This window comes from Streptomyces sp. NPDC049813 (genome assembly GCF_044465085.1).
Classification (GTDB): domain Bacteria; phylum Actinomycetota; class Actinomycetes; order Streptomycetales; family Streptomycetaceae; genus Streptomyces.
In genome coordinates, this window is record NZ_JBITLI010000008.1 from 290,166 (window position 1) to 309,727 (window position 19,562).

Genomic DNA, 19,562 nt, shown 5'->3' on the forward strand with positions numbered 1-19,562 from the left:
CTCTCGGTGCCGGCGCCGCGCTGCACGTACATCCTGAGAGGAAGACGGACGGCAGCGCGGAAAGATTCCCGAATTCGGACAACTGCCCTGATGCGGCGACCGGAACCCGAGAATTCCAGCCAACTGCCCTGCCCTGTCGGCTGATAGTGAGTGCTTCCCACCGGAAGAATTCCGGGAGGCAATCTCCCGTAATGCCCGGACAACTCAGGACGCGTGCTGCCCAGTGGATACGAACAGCATCCGGACAGGCCTTCGAGTTGGGCGTGTCTCAGTAGTAGGCTCGCGCCGTTTGTTGCCGCACATGTGTGCCCCCTGACCACACGGGGCCGATCTGGGGGAGGCCATGCGCTTTCGCGGGAAGTCCATCCGCCGGAAGATCGTGGCGTTGTTGCTGGTGCCGCTCCTGTCGCTGACGGCGATCTGGGCCTTCGCCTCGGTGATCACCGGGCGCGACGCCATGCAGCTGCTCTCCGCGGGCAAGGCCGCCGACGCGATCGGCTACCCACTGGTCGACGCGGCCCGCGCCCTCCAGGCGGAACGCCGCCAGACCCTGGTCTACCTCGCCGACCCCCGCGCCTCACAGGCCCAGTCGGACCTGCGCACCCGGCGCTCCGCCGCCGACGAGCAGATGTCCCGCATCAGGGAGCGGGCCGCCGGCACCGACCTGCGCGGCGACCTGAACGGCGACGCGCGCGGCGCCCTGGACGCAGCCGTCGAAGGCTTCGAGGGCATCGAATCGCTGCGCAGGAACGTCGACGAAGGCACCGTCACCCGGGCCCAGGCCTTGGACTTCTACGACCGCCTGATCGCGCCGACGGACGACTTCCTCCTCGGCCTCACCGCCCTGGACGACTCCGAGGTGGAGCGTCAGGGCCGCGCCGTCGCCGGGATCATCGAGGCCCGCGAACTGCTGTCGCGGGAAGACGCCCTGGTCGCCTCCGGCCTCGTCGCCGGCCGGCTCGGCCAGGACGAGCTGCGGCAGATCTCCGACCTGGCCGCCCAGCGCACCCTGCTGTACGACACGAACCTCGCGATGCTGCCCGCCGCCGAGCGCGCCCGCTTCCAGCGGTACTGGAGCGGGCCCGACACCAACCCGCTGCGCACCGCGGAGAAGGCCGTCGTCAGCGGCGCGCCCGGCGCGCCCGAGGGCGTCACCGCGGCCGGCTGGGACCGGGCCGCGGAACAGGTCCTCGGCGAACTCGCCGACCGGAACACCGCGGCCGCCCACCGCTACCAGGACCGGGCCCGCCCGATCGCCCTCAAGGTGTTCCTGCTGGCCGGCGTCGCCGGGGTGCTCGGCCTTCTCGCCCTGCTCGTCTCCCTTTTCCTGTCGGTCCGCGTCGGCCGCGGTCTCGTCCGCGACCTGCGCCGGCTGCGCCTGGAGGCCCACGAGGCCTCCGGCGTCCGCCTGCCCGGCGTGATGCGCCGCCTCGCCGCGGGCGAAGTGGTCGACGTGGAGACCGAGGCCCCGCGCCTGGAGTACGACAAGGACGAGATCGGCCAGGTCGGCCAGGCCCTCAACACCTTGCAGCGCTCGGCCGTCGAAGCCGCCGTCAAACAGGCCGAGCTGCGCCGCGGCGTCTCCGAGGTCTTCGTCAACCTCGCCCGGCGCAGTCAGGTCCTCCTGCACAAGCAGCTGACCCTGCTCGACGCCATGGAGCGCAGGACCGACGACACCGACGAACTCGCCGACCTGTTCCGCCTCGACCACCTCACCACCCGCATGCGCCGCCACGCCGAGGGTCTGGTGATCCTCTCCGGCTCCGCCCCCTCCCGGCAGTGGCGCAAGCCCGTGCAGCTCATGGACATCGTGCGGGCCTCCGTGGCCGAGGTCGAGGACTACGAGCGCATCGAGGTGCGCCGCCTGCCCCGGATCGCGGTGACCGGCCCCGCCGTCGCCGACCTCACCCACCTGATCGCCGAACTCCTGGAGAACGCCACGGTGTTCTCCCCGCCGCACACCGCCGTCCAGGTCCTCGGCGAGCGCGTCGCCAACGGCTTCACCCTGGAGATCCACGACCGCGGCCTCGGCATGAACGCCGACGGTCTGCTCGACGCCAATCTGCGGCTCGCCGAGACCCCCGAGTTCGAACTCTCCGACACCGATCGCCTCGGCCTCTTCGTGGTCAGCCGCCTCGCCCAGCGGCAGAACGTCCGCGTCTCCCTCCAGCCGTCCCCGTACGGCGGCACGACCGCGGTCGTCTTCATCCCGGACGCGCTGCTCACCGACGCGCCCGACACGGAGGGCACCGGGTTCCGCCTCGACCGGCCCGACCCGGCGCGCCGCCCGGTCGTCCCCGGACTGCACACCTCCGACGGCCTGCCGGGACTGCCCGCCTCGGTCCTCGACGGGCCGATCGAGCTGGAGGCCCCGCTGGCCACGGCCGACCTGGGCCTGACCGACTTCCCGGGAGCACTGGACGACGAGGACAGCGAACGCGGCGCCCTCTTCCGCCCCCGGCGCCCGGTCGCCGGGCTCCCCGGCGAGCAGCACCAGCAGGCCGACGAGCCCGTCGCCGACCACGGCCACGGCGCCGGACGCGCCGGACTGCCCGACGGCCTCGTGCCGCTGCCGCGCCGCCGCGCCCCCAAACTCGTCAGCTCCCACGGCAAGCCGGTCACGCGCACCCGGCCCGCCGCGCTGGACCGCGCCGCCCAGGACCCGGGGGAGCGGCACGACCGCGGCGTCGGCGACGGGGTGCGCGACCTCCCGCCGACGCCCCTGACCGACCTCCCGCGCCGCCGCGCGCGGGCCGTGGAGCCCGCCGTCGCAAAGCCGTCGGGCGCCGGGCAGCCGGACACCGCGGCCACGGCCGGCGGACTGCCCAAGCGCGTGCGACAGGCCAATCTGGCCCCGCAATTGAAGGACGGGCCCGACCTGCGCGCCGACCGCGCGACGGCCCGCGACGAGAGCGTCGCCGCACGCCCGGCGGACCGGGACGCCGACGAGGTACGCAGCCGGATGGCCTCGCTCCAGAGCGGCTGGCGGCGCGGCCGCGAGGAGAACGCCGGAACCACCGACCGCGCCGCCGACGCCGACAGCGCCGACGGCACAGCACAGGGAACGACTTCTGAGGGGGACGGTCGATGACCGCACCGAAGGCCACCGCGCACACCACGAACGGTGGTTCGGGGGAGCTCAACTGGCTCCTCGACGACCTGGTCGAGCGGGTCGCCAGCATCCACAAGGCGCTCGTGCTCTCCGGGGACGGGCTGCCGACGGGGGTCTCCAAGGACCTCAGCCGGGAGGACAGCGAGCACCTCGCCGCCGTCGCCTCCGGCTTCCACAGCCTCGCCAAGGGGGTCGGGCGGCACTTCGACGCGGGCGGGGTCCGCCAGACCATCGTCGAGCTCGACGAGGCCTTCCTGTTCGTCACCGCGGCCGGCGACGGCAGCTGTCTCGCGGTCCTGTCGGACGCGGACTCCGATGTCGGCCTCGTCGCCTACGAGATGACCCTGCTGGTCAAGCGGGTGGGCGCACATCTGGGGACGGCTCCGCGCACGGAACATCCCGCCGGAGGGTAGTGGGACGGCATGAGCGCAGACGGTGAGGGGACGCAGGAGACGCACTGGTTCGACGACGAGGCGGGGCCGGTCGTCCGCCCGTACGCCATGACACGCGGCCGCACCAGCAGCACGGGCCAGCACCGCCTCGACCTGATCGCGGTCGTCGTCGCGGAGTCCCGCGACGACGATCCCGTGGCCGACCAGACCCTGTCGCCGGAGCACGTCGACATCGTCGGGCTGTGCCAGGACGCCCCGCAGTCGGTCGCCGAACTCGCCACGGAACTCGACCTCCCCGTCGGCGTGGTCCGCGTCCTCATCGGCGATCTGGTCGACGACGAGCTGGTGCACGTGACGCGGCCCGTGCCTCCGGCGGAACTGCCCGACGAAAGCATTCTGCGGGACGTCATCGACGGCCTCCGGGCCCTCTGAGACGGCCCCGCACCGCACCCAGCGACCTCAGTGAGGCAGGAGAGACAACCCATGATCTTCGGGCGTTCCGAGCGTGGCAGGGGCCCCGTCGAGCCCGTCACGCTCAAGATCCTGGTGGCCGGCGGCTTCGGCGTGGGCAAGACCACGCTCGTCGGCGCGGTCAGCGAGATCAAGCCCCTGCGTACGGAGGAGCTGCTCAGCGAGGCCGGCCGGCCCGTCGACGACACCCAGGGCGTCGAGGGCAAGCACACCACCACGGTGGCCATGGACTTCGGCCGGATCACGGTCCGCCGCGACCTGGTCCTGTACCTCTTCGGCACCCCGGGCCAGGACCGCTTCTGGTTTCTGTGGGACGAGCTCGCCACGGGCGCCCTCGGCGCCGTCGTCCTCGCCGACACCCGCCGCCTGGAGGACTGCTTCGCCGCCGTCGACTACTTCGAGCGGCGCGCCATCCCGTTCGTCGTCGGCGTCAACTGCTTCGACGGGGCGTCCCGTTACCCCGCGGACTCGGTGCGCCAGGCGCTCGACCTGGACCCCGGCGTCCCCGTCGTGCTCTGCGACGCACGCGAGAAGGACTCCGTGAAGACCGTCCTCATCGGCGTTGTGGAGCACGCGGCGGCCACCGCGGCCCGCCGCCGCCAGCCGGCCGTCACCTGACCCGTACGACGCGGCACGCGCGCGTAGCCCTTTTTCGCGACTACGCGCGCGTAGCGGCTTCTTTCTCGGGACTACGCGCGCGTGCACGTCCGCCTGAGCCGGTGGCTCAGGCCTGCTCCTCCTCGTGCCAGCCGAAGCTCTTCTCCACCGCCTTGCGCCAGTTGTGGTACTCGCGGTCCCGCACCCGCGCCTCCATCGACGGTGTCCACTCGACGTCCCGCTGCCAGTGGGCCTTCAGCTCGTCCAGGTCGTGCCAGACGCCCGTGGCGAGCCCGGCGGCGTACGCGGCGCCCAGACACGTCGTCTCGGAGACCCGGGGCCGGATGACGGGCACGCCGAGCACGTCCGCCTGGTGCTGCATGAGGAGGTTGTTCTTCGTCATCCCGCCGTCGACCTTCAGGGTCGTGATCGGCACCCCGGAGTCCTGGTACATCGCGTCGACGACCTCACGCGTCTGCCAGCTCGTCGCCTCCAGGACGGCCCGTGCCAGATGCCCCTTGGTGACGTACCGGGTGAGACCGGTGACGACACCGCGCGCGTCGGAACGCCAGTAGGGCGCGTAGAGACCGGAGAACGCCGGCACGATGTACGCCCCGCCGTTGTCGTCGACGCTCGCCGCCAGCGTCTCGATCTCGTCGGCGCTCTTGATGATGCCGAGCTGGTCGCGGAACCACTGCACCAGCGCGCCGGTGATCGCGATGGACCCCTCCAGGCAGTAGACGGGAGCCTCGGAGCCGATCTTGTACCCCATGGTGGTGAGCAGGCCGTTCTTCGAAGGCACCGGCCGGTTGCCCGTGTTGAGCAGCAGGAAGCTGCCCGTACCGTACGTGTTCTTCGCCGTCCCGGTGTCGTAGCAGGCCTGCCCGAACACGGCCGCCTGCTGGTCGCCCAGGGCGGAGGCGACCGGGACGCCGGAGAGCTGGCCGACCGCGGTGCCGTACACCTCGGCGGACGAGCGGATCTCCGGCAGGACGGCCTCGGGGACGTTCATCGCCGACAGGATCGCGGGGTCCCACTGGAGGGTCTCCAGGTCCATCAGCATGGTGCGTCCCGCGTTGGTGACGTCCGTGACGTGGATGCCGCCGTCGGTGCCCCCGGTGAGGTTCCAGATCAGCCAGGAGTCCATCGTCCCGAACGCGATCTCGCCCCGCTCGGCGCGCGCCCGCAGCCCCGGTACGTGGTCGAGCAGCCAGGCGGCCTTCGGCCCGGAGAAGTAGCTGGCCAGCGGGAGTCCCGTCCGCTCCCGGAACCGGTCCTGGCCGTCGGTGCCGCCCAGTTCGGCGCAGAGCGCGGCCGTCCGGGTGTCCTGCCAGACGATCGCGTTGTGCACGGGCCTGCCGGTCGACCGGTCCCACAGGACGGTCGTCTCCCGCTGGTTGGTGATGCCGAGGGCGCTGAGCTGGTCGGCCCGCAGGCCCGCCTTGGCGATCGCACCGGCGACCACCGCCTGCACCTTGGACCAGATCTCGGTGGCGTCGTGCTCCACCCAGCCGGGCTTGGGGAAGATCTGCCGGTGCTCGCGCTGGTCGACCGCGACGATCGCGCCGCCCTGGTCGAAGATGATGCAACGGCTCGACGTCGTTCCCTGGTCGATGGCGGCGACGTACTTCGCGGAGTTGTCGGGCATGGCTACCCTTCGGAAGAAGTCGGTCATGGGACGGAGGCCGCCTGTGGGGGAGCGGACGGCCGGTGGGGGGGGAGGGGGGTCGGGAGTGCTCCGGCCTCGGCGCCTCAGAAGGCCACGTTGTAGATCAGGCCCGCCAGCGCCCCGCCGATCAGCGGGCCGACGACGGGGACGAAGGCGTAACCCCAGTCGGACGTGCCCTTGTTGGGGATCGGCAGGAACTGGTGCACGATGCGCGGGCCCAGGTCGCGGGCCGGGTTTATCGCGTAACCCGTGGGCCCGCCGAGGGACAGGCCGATGCCGACGACGACGAGCGCCACGACCAGTACCTGCGTGCCGGACTGGCCCAGCCCCTTGGTCAGGCCGAAGGCCAGGACGGGCAGGACCAGGCCGACGGTCGCGATGATCTCCGTGATCAGGTTCGCGACCGGGTTCCGGATCTCGGGGATCGTCGAGAAGATCCCCAGCGTCGGCGTCGGACCGCCCTGGCCGTCGGTGCCGGCCGGCGGCTCCTCGGCTGCGCCCTGCGGGCTGCCGGCAGACCGCGCGGGCGCGCTTACGTTGGCGTTGAACTGCGCGAGGTACACCAGGTACGCCAGGACGGCGCCCAGCATCGCCCCGACCATCTGGCCGCACAGGTAGACCCAGACCTGGCTCCACTTCCCGGTGTCGATGGCGATCCCCAGGGTCACAGCGGGGTTGAGGTGGCCGCCCGACAGCGGCGCGGCGGTGTACGCCCCGGCCAGGACGCCGAAGCCCCACCCGAAGGCGATGACGATCCACCCGGAGGCTCTCGCCTTGGAGTGTCTGAGGGTGACGGCGGCGCAGACGCCGGCGCCGAACAGGATCAGGATGGCGGTGCCGATGACCTCACCGACGAAGATGTCTCCATTGCTCATGGCGGCTCCTTGGCCCTTGCCCGGGGCGCCGGCCCCGGTCCTCCGTGCAGGGTGCGTATCCATGGCTGGTACTGGCGACTTCGGCCGGCGGCGGGCCTCTCGCGCCCCGCCGGGCCTCCGTGACGAGCGGGCCCGCACAGCCGCAGGGCGTGGGGGAGCGGCCCGGCCTGCCACGACCCGGCAGGGAGCGCCCGCGCGGCCGACGAGGGCCCGCGGGGGCGGTGGGCCGGCATGCGGCGATGCCGACTGACACCGGAAGTGTTCACCGGCCGTACTGGAGCGTCAAGGTCGCGGACCGCACCGGTTCACCAAGGGCGCGGGCCCGGCAAGTGCCGCTCCTGGTGCGCCACTTGAGCCTCATAAGCGGCCTTACTGGCCGCGTGGTCACCGTATGGCGAGCCACCCTCCGGTCGGCGTGATCACCGTATGGCGAGCCACCGTCCGGTCGGCGTGATCACCGTATGGCGAGCGATGTCCAGCCCACGTGATCAGCGCACCGCGACGACCGACGACCCGTGTCCGAACAGGCCCTGGTTGGCGGTGATACCGACCCGGGCCCCGGCGACCTGACGGGCGCCCGCCTCGCCCCGCAACTGCCAGGTCAGCTCGCAGACCTGGGCGATCGCCTGCGCCGGGACCGCCTCCCCGAAGGAGGCGAGACCGCCGCTGACGTTCACCGGTGTCCGCCCGCCGGGCGCGGTCGCGCCCTCGCGCAACAGCTTGGCCGCCTCGCCCTCGCCGCACAGACCGAGGTCCTCGTACCACTGCAGTTCCAGGGCGGTGGACAGGTCGTAGACCTCCGCGAGCGACAGGTCCCGCGGACCGATTCCCGCCTCCTCATAGGCGGCGTGAGTGATCGACGTCCGGAAGGCCTGCCCCGGCGGCTCGACGCCCGCCGCCGAATCGGTGGCGATGTCGGGCAGGTCCAGCACCGTGTTCGGATAGACCGGGGTCACGGTGGAGACGGCCCGGATCCGGACCGGGTCCGCGGCACCGTGCCGCCGGGCGAACGCCATGCTCGACAGGACGAGCGCCGCGCCGCCGTCCGAGGTCGCGCAGATGTCGAGCAGACGCAGCGGATCGGCGACGACGGCGGAGGCGGCGACCTCCTCGGCCGTCACCGCCGTGCGGTACCGCGCGCGCGGGTTGAGCGCTCCACACGCCGCGTTCTTCACCTTGACCTGGGCGAAGTCCTCCACGGTGTCCCCGTGCAGGGCCATGCGGCGCCGTGCGTAGAGCCCGAAGTACGTCGGGTTCGTCGCCCCCAGCACCCGGAAGCGCAGCCAGTCGGGGTCGTCGGGCCGGTCGCCGCCCGCGGGCCGGAAGAATCCCTTGGGCGCGGCGTCGGCGCCCACCACGAGCACGACGTCCACGAGGCCCGCGAGGATCTGCGCCCGCGCCGCGTCGATCGCCTGCGCGCCCGAGGCGCACGCCGCGTAGACGCTCGCCACCCGCGCCCCCTGCCAGCCCAGTGCCTTCGCGAAGGTCGCTCCCGCCACGTACCCCGGATAGCCGCCCCGCACGGTGTCCGCGCCGACGACGGAGCCGACGTCCCGCCACTCCAGGCCGGCGTCGGCCAGCGCCTCCCGCGCCGCCGCCGTCCCGTACTCGACGAAACTGCGCCCCCACTTGCCCCAGGGGTGCATGCCCGCACCGAGCACCGCCACGTCCCCCGTCACGCCGCCACCCCCGTCGGCCGCCAGTGCCAGGTCGTCCAGGCCGTGCCGCCTTCCTCGTCGCCGTCCTCGCTCAGCAGGCCCGGCACCACCTCCATCTCCATGCCGATCTCCAGATCGCTCACGCCGATCCCCGCAGCCCCCTGGCCGAGCACCACGATGCGCTCCGACGCGAGCTCCACAGCGATCAACGTGTACGGCTGCCACGGAAGTTCCCGGTCGGAGGCGTACGGGTGCGGCGGCCGGTACCGGGAATCGGTGTACGACCAGATCCGCCCCCGCCGCGACAGCGGGACCTCGACCAGCTCGCCGCCCGCGCAGCCGGGATTGCGGCACCACGCGTCCTCGCGCGGGAAGAACACCGAGGCGCACACCGAGCAGCGGGTGCCCAGCAGGCGGAATCCGCCCTCCTCCCCGGCGAACCAGCCGGCCACGACGGGTCTCCGCGAACGCGCCACAGTTCCTCCCCAACCCCGGATCTGACGGAACGTCAGAAGTGTGCCACGGGCGCCCGCCCGCCGTCAGGGGTCGCGCGGCACCGGGAGAGAACCATGCGCGCCTCCAGTGCGTCCGTCTCATCGGTGAGGGCGTGGCCGGGGCACACGGGGGTGGTCCCGGGCCACGCCCTCCGCCTCACTTGTGGGTGAGCGACCTCCTGGAGACGGGGAAGTCGAAGTAAGTGTCGGCATACAGCTCGGGCTTGTACGTGAAGTGCCACCACTCCTCGGGAAGGTTGACGAACCCCTGCCGCGCCAGCGCGTCCCGCAGCAGATCCCGGTTGGCCCGCTGCACCCCCTGAATGCGCGGATCGTCGGTGTGCGCGAGCGTGTCGAAACAGTCGAACCCGGTACCCATGTCGAGGGAGTTGTCCGGGAACCGGTCCTTCTTGGGCCCGTAACAGGCAGAGAGCCGCTCCCCGGGCACATAGGGCCGCGTGGGCCGCGCCGGCAGCTTCACCACGGTGAGATCGACCGTGGAGCCCCGGCTGTGCCCCGACTTCTCCGCGATGTACCCGTCCGCGAACAGACGCGTCTTGTCGACCCGCGGATAGAACTCGGCCTTCATCTTCTGGTCGTCGAGATCCTTCGCCCACCGCACGAAGTGATCGACCGCGCGCTGCGGCCGGTAACAGTCGTACACCTTCAGGGAGTAGCCCGTCCGCAGCAGCCGCCGCTGCGCGTGACGCAGGGCTTTCGCGGCCGGCTCCGTCAGGATGCACATCGGCTTCTCGTAGCCGTCGATCCGTTCGCCCACGAAGTCGTGTGCCGTGTAGTAGCGCATCTCCTGGATGATCGTGGGGTCCACATCGCGGAGCGCCACGAATTCCTCGGGCGCTTCGGGGCCGGGCGTGGCACGGGCCGTGGCGGGGGCCGCGGCCACGCCGAGGAGCGCGGCGGCCGTCAGGACGGCGAGTTTGCGGAGCGCGGTAGCTGGTGTCATGGCCCCTGCATCTATCAGGCGCCACCCCCTCCGGGGAAGACCGCGCACGAGTGATCGGATACAGTCCGCGCCGTGTCCGCATCGACCCACTCCACGATCAACCCCGTTCCGGATTCCCACTGTTCGAGCTGTGGAACCGCCTACGGGACCCAGACGCACGGCTGGCCGCGCACCTGCCCGGCCTGCGGCACGGTCGCCTACCGCAACCCGCTCCCCGTCGCGATCGCCCTCCAGCCCGTGTACGACACGGCAGGCACCGCCCTTGTGGTCATCACCCGCACCATCGCCCCCGCGCAGGGCGAGGCGGCCCTGCCCGGCGGTTTCGTCGACGACCGGGAGGACTGGCGGCAGGCCGTCGTCCGCGAGCTGCGGGAGGAGACCGGCATCGACGCGGCCGCCCGCGACGTGCGCCTCGTGGACGCCCTCAGCGCCCCCGACGGCCACCTCCTGCTGTTCGGCCTGCTGCCCGAGCGGCCGGCCGCCCAGCTGCCCGGCAGCGCCCCCACCGACGAGACCGACGGCTGGCACCTCCTGCGCCGCCCCACCGAACTGGCCTTCCCCCTGCACACCGTGGCCGCCAGGGCCTGGTTCGAGGGCCGCTACATGTGATCGCCACGACGGGCCGGGGAGGCCGGAAGGCCGCGCACCCGGACCGGGACCAGCGGCTCCCGGCCGCCGTGCTCGCCGACCTCCTCCACCACGACCCGCCCCTCGCACCAGCGCACCCGCGCCTGCACGGTCGCCGGCTCCTCCGGCCCGTCACCCGCCTCCCGCACCGCCGGGCCACCACCCGTGCAGCCGGGTGCCGGTGCCCACACCTCCCACCCGACCCCGCCGTCCGTGTCGCGCACCGGAATCGGCGCACCCGCCCGGGCCAGCACCGGAACCCGCGACAAGGGCGCCTCCACCGTCACCGGGCCAGGACCGTCGAACACCGCCCCGCTCACCGTGTCGTACCACCGCCCCCGCGGCAGCCGCACGGACCGGCGGACCACACCGGGCTCCAGCACGGGAGCCACCAGGAGAGCGTCCCCCAACAAGAAGGCGTCCTCGCAGTCACGCAGCCCGCGGTCCTCCGGAGCCGCCCACCACACAGGGCGCACAGGCGGGGCGCCGGTGCACCGGGCGAGATGAGCGAGGGTCATGAAGTAGGGAAGAAGCCGCCGCCGCTCGTCCAGCACCACGCGCGCGTGCTCGATCAGCTCCTCCCGGTCGCCCTCCTTCCCGCTGCCCGCGTCGCCGAAGGCCCACGGCCCCCTGGCGCCCGCGCGGGCCCCAGAACGCGTGCGGAACAGAGGCAAGTAGGCGCCCAATTGCAGCCCCCTCAGGGACAGCTCCCCAGCGCCGGGCCCGCCGACCCAGTCCACGTCGGGCCCCGCGTACGGGACCCCGCACAGCCCGAGACCGATCACCATCGACAAGGAAGCCCGCAACCCCGGCCACCCGGCCGCCGCCTGCCCCGACCACGCTCCTGCGTAGCGCTGCATACCCACCCAGCCGGACCGGGAGGCCACGAACGGTCGCTCCCGCGGCTGCAGTTCCTGGAGCGCCTCGTACGCGGCCCGCGCCATACAGAGTGCGTACACGTTGTGCGCCTCACGATGGTCACCCCCAGGGCCCTCCAGCGCGTGCCGGGCCGACCGCGGCCACCCCGTCGCCCCGGACGCCGCTCCGTGCGAGCCGTGCCAGAACCCGGAGAAACCCTGGGCCAGACGCTCCTCGTAGAGCCCGCCCCACCACTTGCGGACACCCTTCGCCGTGAAGTCCGGGTACGCCGACTCGCCCGCCCCCGCCTCCCCGCGGACCAGGCGGCCGGCCGCATCCCGCACGAAGGCGTCCATGGCTCGCCCGCTCTCGAACACCGCGTCGCCCGTCTCGGCCCGCACCGCGGGACCGACCCCGGCCACCAGTCGCACGCCGGCCCCGCCCACGCCCGCGGCGAGTCGCGCCAGCGGGGCGGACCTCGCAGGATCGGCCCTGCCGGACTGCCACGCGCCAGGGCGACCGGCGTCCTCCACGTGCACGGCGTCCAAAGGCAGAGAGCGCGCCTGGAAGCCGTCGACGACCCGCCGCAGTTCCGACCCGCGGCCGGCACCCCGACGCGCGTGGTGATGGCCGAGCGCCCACGTAGGCGGCACGGCCGCCGCCCCCGTCAACTGCGCCCACGTCTGCGCGACCCGCGCGGGCGTGCCCACCACGACCCAGCAGCGCAGCGGACCGCCCTCCATCCGCAGCTCGCTCGCCCCCGCCCGGTCGTGGCCCGACCCGGCACCCTCCACCCCCTCGCGGAGCGTCACCGCGCCGTCCCAGGTGTTGTCGTGGAACACCAGATGTGTCCCCGCGTCGGCGACCACGACCAGGACGGGCATCGTCACCGCCGACGGATCGTCCCCCGGACCGGACGTTCCGCGCGCATCCTTGCCCCGCCCCGACTTGCCCCGCCCCGGCACACCGCCCGGCCCTGACGCACCACCCGGGTCGGCGTTCCACAGGCGGTAGGTCCCGTTCCGCAGCCGCGGACCCGTGGTCCGCCCGCCCAGCCCGAAGAACCGCGCGTCCGCGGGGACCTCGGAACGCTGCACCCAGCGCGCCACGCCCCCGCCCTCCGGCTCCCACCACCGGGGCGGCAGATCACGGCGCACCGGCACACCGCCCGGCGTGCACACCTGCACCGCACCGTGCCGGGACACCGCCACGGTCGCCCGCTCGGACACCACCCGCCAGCCGCCGTCCTTGTCCGGCTCGAGCACGGCCCGCGGATCCGCCTCCGGGCTGCCCCCGGCCACTCCGTAGGACGGCGTGGGCCCGGCCCCGTCCCACCCCCAGAACACGGCACCGCTCACCGTCACCGTGACCCGCAGCCGGGCCCGCTCGAAACGCACCACACCGCCACCGGGGCCGGGCTCCACCTCCACCACGGCCCCCGGCACCCGGGCCCGCTCACGCCCCCGGCGCTCCCCCGCGAGGACCGCCCGGCGCCGCCACCACGAAGCCCGCACGGCACGCAACCTCCGGGCCGGCCGCACCACGGAAACCGCCTTCACCGAGCGCACCAGGCCACGACCGTTCATGCTGCTCACCCTGCCACCCGACGCCCCGCGCGCGTGGCGCGTTCAACTGCCGTTCACCCATGGCCACAACACATCTTCATCAGCCTGACTGTGTGGCGGGCACCCTGGTGCCGGAGTCGATCACATGACATCGTCCTGTCAGCCGCGTCGCGCGCACACCCCGGCCCGTGCGCGCCGAGAACGCACACACCGCGTACTTCCCAGGAGCCGCACCATGACCCCAGCGAACCCCTCGCCGCTCTGGCAGCCCGACCAGCAGCAGATCGCCGACGCGCAGGTCACACGGTTCCAGGCCTGGGCCGCCACCCGGTACGGCGCGCCCGCCGAGGGCGGCTACGAGGCCCTGCACCGCTGGTCGGTCACCGAACTCGACACCTTCTGGGCAGCCGTCACCGACTGGTTCGACGTGCGTTTCACGCACCCCTACGCGCGCGTGCTCGGCAGCCGCGCGATGCCCGGAGCCGAATGGTTCCCCGAAGCCACCGTGAACTACGCGGCCCACGCCCTGCGCACGGCCGACGACCCCGCGCGCGCGGACACCCCCGCCATCCTGCACGTGGACGAGACACACGAGCAGCGCACCGTCACCTGGGCCGACCTCCGCAGGCAGGTCGCCTCGCTCGCCGCCGAGCTGCGGGACCGCGGTGTGCGCCCGGGAGACCGCGTCAGCGGCTACCTGCCCAACATCCCGGAAGCCGTCATCGCCTTCCTGGCCACGGCGGCCGTCGGCGCCGTCTGGACGTCCTGCGCCCCCGACTTCGGCGCCCGCAGCGTCCTCGACCGGTTCCGCCAGGTCGAGCCCGTCGTCCTGTTCACCGTCGACGGCTACCGCTACGGCGGCAAAGAGCACGACCGCCGCGACACCGTGGCCGAACTCCGCGACGAACTGCCCTCGCTGCGCGCCGTGGTGCACATCCCCCTCCTGGGCACGGCGACCCCGGACGGCGCCCTCGCCTGGGCGGACCTCACCTGCGCCGACGTACCGTCGCTCTACGAAGAGGTGCCCTTCGCTCACCCCCTGTGGGTGCTCTACTCCTCCGGCACCACCGGCCTTCCCAAGGCCATCGTCCAGTCCCAGGGCGGCATCCTCGTCGAACACCTCAAACAACTCGGCCTGCACTGCGACCTCGGCCCCGACGACCGCTTCTTCTGGTACACGTCCACCGGCTGGATGATGTGGAACTTCCTCGTCTCGGGCCTCCTCACCGGCACCACGATCGTCACCTACGACGGCAGCCCCGGCTTTCCCGACACCGGCGCGCAGTGGGCCGTCGCCGAGGCGACCGGGGCGACCCTGTTCGGCACCTCCGCCGCCTACGTCATGGCCTGCCGCAAGGCCGGCGTGCACCCGGCCCGAGACCACGACCTGTCCCGCGTGAACTGCGTCGCCACGACCGGCTCCCCGCTCCCGCCGGACGGCTTCCGCTGGCTCCACGACGAGGTCCGCCCCGACCTCTGGATCGCCTCGGTCAGCGGCGGCACCGACGTCTGCTCCTGCTTCGCCGGAGCCGTGCCCACCCTCCCCGTGTACATCGGAGAGCTCCAGGCCCCCGGCCTCGGCACCGACCTCCAGGCCTGGGACCCCGCCGGCGAAGCGCTCGTCGACGAGGTCGGCGAACTCGTCGTGACCCGCCCCATGCCGTCCATGCCCATCCACTTCTGGAACGACCCCGACGGCAGCCGCTACCACGACAGCTACTTCGCCACCTACCCCGGCGTCTGGCGCCACGGTGACTGGATCACCGTGACCTCCCGCGGCTCCGTCGTCATCCACGGCCGCTCCGACTCCACGCTCAACCGGCAGGGCGTCCGCATGGGCTCCGCCGACATCTACGAAGCGGTGGAGCGCCTCCCCGAGATCCGCGAGTCCCTCGTCATCGGCGTCGAACAGCCCGACGGCGGCTACTGGATGCCGCTCTTCGTCCACCTCGCCCCCGGCGCGACCCTCGACGCGGACCTGCGCGACCGCATCAAACGGACCATCCGCGAACACCTCTCCCCGCGCCACGTCCCCGACGAGATCATCGAGGCCCCGGGCGTCCCGCACACCCTCACCGGCAAGCGCATCGAAGTCCCGGTCAAGCGCCTGCTCCAGGGCGCCCCGTTCGACAAGGCGGTCAACCCCGGCTCCGTCGACGACCTCGAACTTCTCCGGTTCTACGAGGAGATCGCCCGCAAGCGCGCCTGACGCGGCCCGGCGTCCGGCCGCGCGGGGCCGGACGCCAGGCCGATTGTCAGTGCCGGTGATTACTCTGAGTGAGCATTGATCGACAGCTCACCCAGGGGGAACCATGACCGACACCCAGCACGGCCGGACGAGCGGCGCCCGGCACATCCTGCGCCGCGAGATCGCCGGCACCATCGGCCTGTTGGCCGACGAGCACGACTTCACGCAGATGCGCCGCTACCGCAGCTTCACCTTCGACGACCACACGGCGTACCTACGACAGGTCGAAGCGGTCCTCAAATCCCTGGCCGCCGCGGGCGGCCACACCACGGTCGCCCTCTTCGACCCCGAGGAGTACGCCGAATTCTGCGCCGGCACAGGGCTCGAACCCGACACCCCGGCCAGCCGCACCCGCTTCACGGCGGAGCTGGCCTCGACCGGCCCCTCCCTCCCGTACGAGGGCCAGCCCCTCGCCGACCTCGTTCCGAACCTCGTCGAGGAAGCCGTCCGCCGGGCGACCTGGGAGTACGCCTCCTCCGTCCTCGCCCGCACCGGATCCTGCGCGGTCTGCGGCCAGGACATCGGCCGAGCCGCCTTCGCCCGCGCCTCGTACCTCGTGGCCCGGGTGATCGACACCATCGGCCGAGGCCTCCACCACTGGGTGTGCAGCGTCCCCGTAGGACAGCAGATGCTGCTGTCGGTGCTCCACATCGACGCCGGCGCACCCGGCTCCGTCCGCCTGGAGGAGACCGCGGCGATGGAGCTCACGACCGTGATGGCCCTGGCCGTCGTCACCGGCAGCCCCTGCGCCCTTGTCGTCCGCACCACCGCGGACGACAGCGACCGCGTCTACGGCTGGCGCCTCAAGGACGAGCGGCTGCGGCAACTGACCGCCGCACAGGTCTTCGACGCGTACTGCACCGACGCATCCTCGGGCGACCTCACCGCACCAGAACCCGGCGTCGAGTACTGCACCGCCCCCGAAGTACAGGACACGGAGCCCGAGAACCGCCACCGGCACCGCCCCTGACCCACAAAGCCCTGAGGGCGCCCCACCCACAGGTGGAGCGCCCTCAGGAACAGCGGAATCCCGCGGTCACTCGCCGGAGAGCACCGCCTGCGCGGCCGCGCGCGCCTCGTCGGCAGAGTCCGCGGCACGAGCGGCGGAAGCCGCACGCTCGCACTGGGCCAGCGTGTGCTTGCCGAGCGTCGCCCGGACGTACGGGATCGACGCGGCACCCATGGACAGGGAGGTGACACCCAGACCGGTCAGCACACAGGCCAGCAGCGGGTCGGACGCGGCCTCGCCGCAGACGCCACAGCTCTTGCCCTCGGCCTTGGCCGCGTCCGCGGAGAGCGCGACCAGGTCGAGCAGCGCCGGCTGCCACGGGTCCTGCAGCCGGGAGACGGCACCGACCTGGCGGTCGGCCGCGAACGTGTACTGAGCCAGGTCATTGGTGCCCAGCGACAGGAACTCGACCTCCTGCAGCACGGACCGGGCCCGCAGCGCGGCGGACGGAATCTCGACCATCGCACCGAACTTGGCCTGCAGCCCGGCCGCCCGGCACGCGTCGGCGAACGCCTTGGCGTCGGCCCGGTCGGCCACCATCGGCGCCATGACCTCGAGGTAGACCGGCAGCCCCTCCGACGCCTTGGCCAGCGCGGTCAGCTGCGTACGGAGCACCTCGGGGTGGTCGAGCAGCGAGCGCAGACCACGGACACCCAGAGCCGGGTTGGGCTCGTCGGCGGGGGTCAGGAAGTCCAGCGGCTTGTCGGCGCCGGCGTCCAGCACCCGCACCACGACACGGCCCTCGGGGAACGCCTCGAGAACCTGCCGGTACGCCTCGACCTGCTTCTCCTCGGAAGGAGCCTGCTTGCTGTCGTCCAGGAAGAGGAACTCGGTGCGGAAGAGACCGACGCCCTCCGCGCCCGCGTCGAGGGCCGCAGGGACGTCCGCGGGACCACCGATGTTGGCGAGCAGGGGCACCTTGTGCCCGTCCGACGTGACACCCGGACCGGAAGAGGCGGCCAGGGCGGCCTTGCGCTCGGCTGCCGCGGCCTCCAGCTCGAACCGCTTCTCCTGCGTCGGCTCCACGAAGATCTCACCCGTGCTGCCGTCGACCGCCACGACACTGCCCTCGGCCAGCTCACCGGCGCCGGGCAGCGCCACCACGGCGGGCACCCCGAGAGCGCGGGCGAGGATGGCGCTGTGGCTGGTCGGCCCGCCCTCCTCAGTCACGAACCCGAGCACGAGCGCGGGGTCGAGGAGCGCGGTGTCCGCGGGCGCCAGGTCCCGGGCGATGAGCACGTACGGCTTGTCGCTGTCCGGCACGCCGGGCATCGGCACGCCGAGCAGGCGGGCCACGATGCGGTTCCGCACGTCGTCGAGGTCCGCGACCCGGCCCGCCATGTACTCACCGGCACCGGCGAGCAGTTCGCGGTAGTGCGAGAAGGCGTCGTAGATGCCGCGCTCGGCGCTGCTGCCGACGGTGATGCGACGGTCGACGTCGGCGATGAGCTCGGGGTCCTGCGCGATCATGGCCTGGGCCTCGAGCACCGCCTGGGCCTCGCCGCCGGCCAGGTTGCCGCGGGCGATCAGGTCGGCCGCGACGGCTTCGACGGCCTGACGGGCACGCCCCTGCTCACGCTCGGCCTCCTCCGGCGGAATCTGCTTGGCCGGGGGCTCGAGCACCGCCGTCCCCATGTGCCGAACCTCGCCGATCGCCACGCCGTGGCTCACGCCCACGCCTCGAAGCGTTGTCTCCATCTCACCGTCTCCGATAGTGCGGCGGACCGAGCCGCCGCGTCGATTGTGCTGCCGACCGCCAGTGACGGCGCCGGCGTCCCGTCACTTCCAGCTGAAGAGGGCGGCGCCCGCCTTGAGGTCGCCGCTCTCCGCGACGTCCGACAGCGATTCGGCGCTCGCCTCGAGTGCGACGACGGGGCAGACCGGCGACTTGCCCGCGGCCTCGACGGCGGCGGGGTTCCAGCGGACCACGGACTGACCGCGCTGGACGGTGTCACCCTTGTTGACGAGCAGCTCGAAGCCCTCGCCGTTGAGCTGGACCGTGTCGATGCCCAGATGCGTCAGCACACCGTGGCCCTCTTCGTCGACGACGACGAAGGCGTGCGGGTGCAGAGACACGACGATGCCGCTGACGGGAGCGACGGCCTCGGAGGGCTCGCGGACGGGGTCGATGGCGGTGCCGGGGCCGACCATCGCACCGGAGAAGACCGGGTCAGGAACGGCGGAGAGCCCGATGGCGCGTCCTTCAAGAGGGGACGTCACACTGGTCATGGCAAGCCTCCCAGGGGGCGGAGATTCATGGTCGCCGCCCTTATCTGTGCTGGACGGCGTACTGTTCAGAAGCGTAAGTCATAAAAAGTCCCGGTTCCGCACGAGAGGTCCCGGTTGGCGGACGTAGGGGCGCCCGGCAAACGATTTGCGTCGAAGCCTCGCCCCCATGTACTGTCGTACCCCTGCCTGGGGCAGACCGACGCCCACGAGCGTCCTTCATCCCGGCAGCATCTATCAAGTCACCTTATCTTCGATCGGCTTCCGCATGTCCGCGGACGGCTGGTCAGAGGGTCGAGAAAAGACTGGTAGAGTTCGATCCCGCCGGAAAGGAAAACGCGAAAGCGAATTCCCGGAAAGCGGAGCAGGACCCCGAGGAAATCGGATCGGAAAGATCTGATAGAGTCGGAAACGCAAGACCGAAGGGAAGCGCCCGGAGGAAAGCCGCGAGAGAGTCTCTCGGGTGAGTACAAAGGAAGCGTCCGTTCCTTGAGAACTCAACAGCGTGCCAAAAGTCAACGCCAGATATGTTGATTACCCCGTCTCCAGCCGGTTCCGGTTGGGGCGAGGTTCCTTTGAAAAAGTCCTTCCGGTCTCACCGGCCGGTAGGCGCACAGCGAGGACGCTGAGGACGGACGGGATTATTCCTCCTGTCTGTTCCGCTCTCGTGGTGTCACCCGGCTGTATTCATTTACTGGCCGAGGAAACATTCACGGAGAGTTTGATCCTGGCTCAGGACGAACGCTGGCGGCGTGCTTAACACATGCAAGTCGAACGATGAAGCCCTTCGGGGTGGA

At 72.1% G+C, this 19,562-nt stretch carries 15 protein-coding genes and 1 rRNA gene; 8 read left to right on the forward strand and 8 right to left on the reverse strand.

Annotated elements, in window-relative coordinates:
• Positions 1 to 343 precede the first annotated feature (343 nt).
• The 4 genes from ACIBW6_RS19300 to ACIBW6_RS19315 are packed head-to-tail and all read left to right on the forward strand — an operon-like array spanning position 344 to position 4,593.
• Positions 344 to 3,091, forward strand: a complete 2,748-nt coding sequence (locus ACIBW6_RS19300; protein ID WP_399061030.1) for a nitrate- and nitrite sensing domain-containing protein — start codon at positions 344 to 346, stop codon at positions 3,089 to 3,091.
• Positions 3,088 to 3,525: a roadblock/LC7 domain-containing protein gene (locus ACIBW6_RS19305; RefSeq protein ID WP_399061032.1), complete on the forward strand. Its 438-nt coding sequence runs from the start codon at positions 3,088 to 3,090 to the stop codon at positions 3,523 to 3,525. Before ACIBW6_RS19300 ends, ACIBW6_RS19305 begins: the two co-directional genes overlap by 4 nt.
• 9 nt (positions 3,526 to 3,534) lie before the next feature.
• Entirely contained in the window at positions 3,535 to 3,936 is a 402-nt protein-coding gene (locus tag ACIBW6_RS19310) for a DUF742 domain-containing protein (protein WP_399061034.1), read from the forward strand.
• A gap of 51 nt (positions 3,937 to 3,987) precedes the next feature.
• Positions 3,988 to 4,593 carry a GTP-binding protein gene (locus tag ACIBW6_RS19315; RefSeq protein ID WP_399061036.1) on the forward strand — a complete coding sequence of 202 codons (606 nt, stop codon included), beginning with the start codon at positions 3,988 to 3,990 and terminating at the stop codon, positions 4,591 to 4,593.
• 106 nt (positions 4,594 to 4,699) lie between these two features.
• Here ACIBW6_RS19315 and glpK read toward each other — a convergent pair whose 3' ends face one another.
• From glpK to ACIBW6_RS19340, 5 genes are all read right to left on the reverse strand, one after another.
• Positions 4,700 to 6,220 (reverse strand): glycerol kinase GlpK, encoded by a 1,521-nt coding sequence (gene glpK / locus ACIBW6_RS19320; RefSeq protein WP_399061038.1) that lies wholly within the window; start codon positions 6,218 to 6,220, stop codon positions 4,700 to 4,702.
• Between the two features lie 104 nt (positions 6,221 to 6,324).
• Positions 6,325 to 7,116, reverse strand: a complete 792-nt coding sequence (locus ACIBW6_RS19325) for an MIP/aquaporin family protein (protein ID WP_399061040.1) — start codon at positions 7,114 to 7,116, stop codon at positions 6,325 to 6,327.
• A 488-nt stretch (positions 7,117 to 7,604) separates the two neighbouring features.
• Positions 7,605 to 8,795, reverse strand: coding sequence for a lipid-transfer protein (locus ACIBW6_RS19330; RefSeq protein ID WP_399061042.1), 1,191 nt, complete (start codon positions 8,793 to 8,795; stop codon positions 7,605 to 7,607).
• Positions 8,792 to 9,226 (reverse strand): Zn-ribbon domain-containing OB-fold protein, encoded by a 435-nt coding sequence (locus tag ACIBW6_RS19335; protein ID WP_399061044.1) that lies wholly within the window; start codon positions 9,224 to 9,226, stop codon positions 8,792 to 8,794. The genes ACIBW6_RS19330 and ACIBW6_RS19335 overlap by 4 nt, the downstream gene beginning before the upstream one ends.
• A 199-nt stretch (positions 9,227 to 9,425) precedes the next feature.
• Positions 9,426 to 10,232, reverse strand: a complete 807-nt coding sequence (locus ACIBW6_RS19340) for a M15 family metallopeptidase (protein WP_399061046.1) — start codon at positions 10,230 to 10,232, stop codon at positions 9,426 to 9,428.
• 72 nt (positions 10,233 to 10,304) lie between these two features.
• Between ACIBW6_RS19340 and ACIBW6_RS19345 the strand changes: the two genes are divergently transcribed.
• Positions 10,305 to 10,841 (forward strand): NUDIX domain-containing protein, encoded by a 537-nt coding sequence (locus ACIBW6_RS19345; protein ID WP_399061048.1) that lies wholly within the window; start codon positions 10,305 to 10,307, stop codon positions 10,839 to 10,841.
• On the opposite strand, the gene ACIBW6_RS19350 is transcribed toward ACIBW6_RS19345, so the two are convergent.
• The gene (locus tag ACIBW6_RS19350; RefSeq protein WP_399061050.1) at positions 10,832 to 13,303 is read right to left on the reverse strand and encodes a glycoside hydrolase family 31 protein; all 2,472 of its coding nucleotides are present in this window, start codon (positions 13,301 to 13,303) and stop codon (positions 10,832 to 10,834) included. The two genes, ACIBW6_RS19345 and ACIBW6_RS19350, sit on opposite strands and share 10 nt — an antisense overlap.
• Positions 13,304 to 13,517: 214 nt before the next feature.
• Between ACIBW6_RS19350 and ACIBW6_RS19355 the strand changes: the two genes are divergently transcribed.
• Both ACIBW6_RS19355 and ACIBW6_RS19360 read left to right on the forward strand, forming a co-directional pair.
• On the forward strand, positions 13,518 to 15,491 hold the full coding sequence (locus tag ACIBW6_RS19355; RefSeq protein WP_399061052.1) for an acetoacetate--CoA ligase: 1,974 nt from the start codon (positions 13,518 to 13,520) through the stop codon (positions 15,489 to 15,491).
• A gap of 103 nt (positions 15,492 to 15,594) precedes the next feature.
• On the forward strand, positions 15,595 to 16,500 hold the full coding sequence (locus tag ACIBW6_RS19360; RefSeq protein ID WP_399061054.1) for a hypothetical protein: 906 nt from the start codon (positions 15,595 to 15,597) through the stop codon (positions 16,498 to 16,500).
• Positions 16,501 to 16,566: 66 nt separating this feature from the next.
• Here the strand turns inward: ACIBW6_RS19360 and ptsP are convergent, their stop codons facing one another.
• Both ptsP and ACIBW6_RS19370 read right to left on the reverse strand, forming a co-directional pair.
• Positions 16,567 to 18,237 carry a phosphoenolpyruvate--protein phosphotransferase gene (ptsP, locus tag ACIBW6_RS19365; RefSeq protein ID WP_399061056.1) on the reverse strand — a complete coding sequence of 557 codons (1,671 nt, stop codon included), beginning with the start codon at positions 18,235 to 18,237 and terminating at the stop codon, positions 16,567 to 16,569.
• Positions 18,238 to 18,318: 81 nt separating this feature from the next.
• Complete coding sequence (locus tag ACIBW6_RS19370) at positions 18,319 to 18,768, reverse strand: PTS glucose transporter subunit IIA (RefSeq protein WP_399061058.1); 450 nt, start codon at positions 18,766 to 18,768, stop codon at positions 18,319 to 18,321.
• A 706-nt stretch (positions 18,769 to 19,474) separates the two neighbouring features.
• Between ACIBW6_RS19370 and ACIBW6_RS19375 the strand changes: the two genes are divergently transcribed.
• Positions 19,475 to 19,562, forward strand: a 16S ribosomal RNA gene (locus tag ACIBW6_RS19375); the annotation flags it as partial.